The organism is Actinomycetospora sp. (genome assembly GCF_036497585.1).
Lineage (GTDB): Bacteria > Actinomycetota > Actinomycetes > Mycobacteriales > Pseudonocardiaceae > Actinomycetospora.
Genome location: NZ_DASXJD010000125.1, coordinates 1 through 4,200, shown reverse-complemented (window position 1 = coordinate 4,200; position 4,200 = coordinate 1). Strand labels below are relative to the sequence as shown.

General features: G+C 71.2%; 4 protein-coding genes. 1 reads left to right on the top strand and 3 read right to left on the bottom strand.

Annotated elements, in window-relative coordinates; genetic code table 11:
• Positions 1-1,122 (bottom strand): M20/M25/M40 family metallo-hydrolase (locus VGH76_RS12635; protein ID WP_331557034.1); only part of this gene is annotated, 1,122 nt, incomplete at its 3' end.
• 25 nt (positions 1,123-1,147) lie between these two features.
• On the opposite strand from VGH76_RS12635, the gene VGH76_RS12630 reads away from it, so the two are divergent.
• Positions 1,148-2,263, top strand: a complete 1,116-nt coding sequence (locus VGH76_RS12630; RefSeq protein ID WP_331557033.1) for an FAD-dependent oxidoreductase — start codon at positions 1,148-1,150, stop codon at positions 2,261-2,263.
• A gap of 7 nt (positions 2,264-2,270) precedes the next feature.
• On the opposite strand, the gene VGH76_RS12625 is transcribed toward VGH76_RS12630, so the two are convergent.
• Both VGH76_RS12625 and VGH76_RS12620 read right to left on the bottom strand, forming a co-directional pair.
• On the bottom strand, positions 2,271-2,573 hold the full coding sequence (locus tag VGH76_RS12625) for a DUF427 domain-containing protein (protein ID WP_414637721.1): 303 nt from the start codon (positions 2,571-2,573) through the stop codon (positions 2,271-2,273).
• 73 nt (positions 2,574-2,646) lie between these two features.
• On the bottom strand, positions 2,647-4,200 hold a 1,554-nt coding region (locus VGH76_RS12620; RefSeq protein WP_331557031.1), incomplete at its 5' end, for a 3'-5' exonuclease.

Below are 4,200 nucleotides of genomic sequence, written 5' to 3'. Positions count from 1 at the left end.
CGGCACCAGGCAGGCCCGCACCCCGGCGCCTTCCCAGTCGACGGCGGCGACGACGCCGTCGGGGGTGCGGTCGGAGACGAACCGCTCCACGCCTCGGATGATCTTGGCCGGATCCTGGTCGGCGACGAGCCGGAAGCTGAGCTTGACGAAGGCGTCGCTCGGTACGATTGTCTTGTGTCCGGCGCCCTGATAGCCGCCACCGATGCCGTTCACCTCGGCCGTCGGCCGGGCACCGATCCGTTCGAGGGTGGAGAACCCGGCCTCGCCGCGCAGCGCCCGTGACTGCGCCACCTTGAGGAACTCGCCGTCGTCGGCCGGCACCCGGGCGAAGAGCTCGCGCTCCTCGTCGGTGAGCTCGAGGACGTCGTCGTAGAAGCCCGGCACCTGCACGCGCCCGGCGTCGTCGTGCAGGGCCGCGACGAGGCGAGCGATCTCGGTGGCCGGGTTCGGGATCGCTCCGCCGAAGACGCCCGAATGCAGGTCGAGATCGGGTCCGTGGAACGTGATCGTGCAGGCGGCCATCCCGCGCATGCCTGTGACCGTGCTGGGGACGTCGGCGGCGATGATGCCGGTGTCGGTGATCACGACGACGTCGCAGCCGAGCCGGTCGCGCTGAGCCTCCAGGAGCTCGCCGAAGTGGGGCGACCCGGATTCCTCTTCACCCTCGATGAGGAACTTCAGGTGCACCGCCGGAGCGGCGGCCCCGGTCGCGGCCAGGTGGGCGCGCAGGCCGAGCAGGTGGAACAGCAGCTGGCCCTTGTCGTCGGACGCGCCGCGGGCGCGCAGCACGTCGCCGTCGACGGTCGGGTCGAACGGGTCGGTGTCCCAGAGATCCAGCGGGTCGACCGGCTGCACGTCGTGGTGGCCGTAGACGAGCACGACCGGAGCGTCGGAATCTTCGCTCGGCCACTCGGCGTAGACGGCCGGGAGCCCCGCAGTCGGCCAGATCTCGATGGTCGGGAAGCCGGCCAGGCGAGCCGCCTCGGCGAACCATTCGGCGCTGCGGTGCACGTCGGGGTGGTGCTCGGGCTGGGCGCTGATGGCGGGAATCCGCAACCAGGCGTCGAGATCGTCGAGCAGGTCCTGGCGGTGGGCGCTGATGAAGTCACGGACTGTGGTCACAAGTGGCGACGATAGCCTCGACGGCATGGACGCCGACGTCGTGATCGTGGGTGCGGGGCTGGCCGGCTCGGCGGCGGCTTGGGCGCTGTCGCAGCGCGGCCGTTCGGTCGTACTGCTCGAGCAGTTCGCGCCCGGCCACCTGTCCGGCTCGTCGCACGGTTCGGCCCGCATCGTGCGTCGCGCCTACGGCGACGGGCTGTACACGCAGCTGACCGGCCGGGCCTTCGAACTGTGGCGTGAGGTGGAGCAGGCCTCGGGCGCGCAGATCCTGCGCATCTACGGCGGCCTCGACTTCGGCCCGCGGCGGCACGTCCCCGCTGTCGCCGAGCACCTGGCGGCCGCCGGCGTTGCGCACGAGTTGCTGCCCGCCGATGAGGCGGCGCGACGCTGGCCCGGGATGGAGTTCGAGGGCGAGGTCGTCTACCACCAGCAGGCGGGCACGATGGACGCCGCGCTCGCGGTGTCGACGATGATCGAACTGTCCTGGGCGGACGTGCGGTACGAGACGCCGGCGGTGTCGGTGTCGCCGGACGGACACGTCAACCTGGCCGACGGGACGTCCCTGTCTGCGCAGACGGTCGTCGTCAGCGCGGGCGCGTGGCTGGGCCCGTTGCTGGCCGACGTGGTGACGCTGCCCCCGCTGCAGGTCACGCAGCAGCAGATCTTCCACTTCCCGCGTCTGGACCCCACCCAGCCGCCGTGGCCGTCGGTGATCCACGAGGGAAGCGACGCGGCCGTGTATCACCTCGCCGGTGGCCGCGACGGCGGGCCCGACGACGACCGCAAGATCGGCGAGCACGACGGTGGCAGCCGCTGCACGGCCGCGGACCGCACCGGCGTTGTCGATCCCGACTCGCGCACCCACGTCATCGACTACGTGCGCCGCTGGCTACCGGGGTTGTCGCCCGTCCCTCGCGGCGAGGCGACCTGTCTCTACACCGAGACGCCGAGCGAGGACTTCGTCCTCGACCAGGTAGGGCCGATCGTCGTCTGCTCACCGTGTTCGGGGCACGGTGCCAAGTTCGCGCCGCTGATCGGCGAACTGGTCGCCGACCTCGTCGAAGGCACCGGTGCAAACGTGCCTTCGCGGTTCCGTCTGGCGCACCACCTCGAGGGACGGCTGGGCTCGGTCTCCCTCTGACCGAGCCTCAGCCGACGCTGATGTCGACCCGGTTGGCGTAGAAGGCGACGTGGTCCTTGATCTGGGCTACCGCGTCGTAGGGCTTCCGGTAGGTCCAGACGACGTCGGCCAGTTCGCCGTCGTCAGTGGCGACGCTGTAGTACGACGCCTCGCCCTTGAACGGGCAGTACGTCTCGTGGTCGCTGGGCCGCAGCACGTCCGGGTCGACCTCGGCCAGAGGCACGTAGTAGACGGCGGGGTAGCCGGCCTCCTGCAGGATCACCGCGTTCGTGGTGTCGACGATGGTGCGTCCGCTGACGGTGACGGTCACCCTGCGGTCGGTGGATTCGATCGTGATCGGGTGATCCGGGCCGGGGACGAGTTGTTGACGGGTCATATCGGGATCAAGCCGATTGCACCGCCTCGTCATTCCCGCCCGCGACCAGGTCACGCAGCCCGGCCGCATCGAGCAGGATCGTCGGCTCGATGGTCTCGTTGCTGCGGACGTAGTGGAACGCCGCCCGGATCCGGTGCAACTCGTCGTCCGGGATGCCGCACAGGCGGGCCCACGCGAGCCGGTACGCGGCCAGTTGCACGGCGGCAGCCCGGGCCGCGTCGCCGGTGGGCTTGCGTCCGGTCTTCCAGTCCACGACCGTCCACCCGTCCTCGGCGCTGCCGAACACGGCGTCCATGCGGCCGCGGATCACCCGTCCGCCGGGTACCGCCATCTCGAACGGGACCTCGACCTCGGTCGGGGTGCGGTGGGCCCACCGGCTTTCGAGGAAGGCCACCCGCAGGGCCGCGAATTCGGCGTCGCCTGCGCTCTCGTCGGCGGCGCCCGGCAGCTGGTCGACGTCGAGCAGCGCCGACGCCTGCCAGCGTTCCTCGAGCCAGCGGTGGAACTCGGTGCCCCGACGCGCCCACGGAGCAGGCTGCCGCGGCAGCGGTCGACGGATGCTGCGGGCGAGCTCGGCTGGGTCGCGCTGGAGCTCGACCAGTTGCGACACGGACAGGTGCCGCGGCAACTCGACCTCGATGTGCGCTCCGGTCGAGAGCCGGGCGCGTTCGGCGAGCAACCGGTCGACGTCGTGGCGCCAACGCTCCGCGCGCTCGCCCAGGCCGATGGGCAGCACTTCAGCCGCGGCTCGGACGAGGTCGGCAGCGTGCTCGACGTCGGGACGGCGGCCGGTGCCGCGGTCGCCCGGGTACGGGCCGAGCGGATCGAGCGGCCACAGGCTGGTGCGGGCCTGGGCGGTGAGCGGGTTCGTTTCGTCCGGGTCCAGCTCGGCCCATTCGTCCGGCTCGGCGACGAACGGCAGCACATCGGCGAGGAACGGCGAAACCTCGCGCGGCTTGATCGCGGTGTCCCACAGGTAGCCCGAGACGAACAGCGCCGACCGAGCCCGCGTCATCGCCACATAGGCGAGTCGGCGTTCTTCTTCGCCGTGCCGCTCGACGAGCTCGTCGTGGTGGCGTTGCAGCAGGTCTCGCACGGCCTTGCGGTCGCTCGCCCCGGCCAGTTGCAGATCCGGCAGGTCGGGGGCGTCACCCCGCAAAGGGCCAGGCAGTTCCTGGCGAGTGCGGGTCCAGTTGATCGCGGTCGCCTTGGCCGGAAAGACGTCGCTGACCAGGCCCGGAACCGCGACGAGATCCCACTCGAGCCCCTTGGCCCCGTGCACGGTGAGAACCTGCATTCGCTCGGTGTCGACGACGATCTCGCCGGCCTCGAGCCCGTTCTCCTCGTCCTCGGCCGCTTCGAGGAACGCGAGGAACGCGGTGAGCGTGGCCTCGTCCGCGTCGTTGGCGAAATCGGCGGCGACGTCGAGGAAGCGGTCCAGATGAGCGCGGCCGGTCCGCGCTCGGTCGGGCCGTGCGGCGACCTCGATATCGATCCCCATTGCCCGTTCGACGTCGGCAACCAGCTCGGGCAACGGCGCGCTGACCCGCCGACGCAAGCG

What these genes read in the sequence shown, in the direction of transcription:
- VGH76_RS12630 (WP_331557033.1), top strand. Translation starts at nt 1,148, where the DNA reads ATGGACGCCGACGTCGTGATCGTGGGTGCGGGGCTGGCCGGCTCGGCG.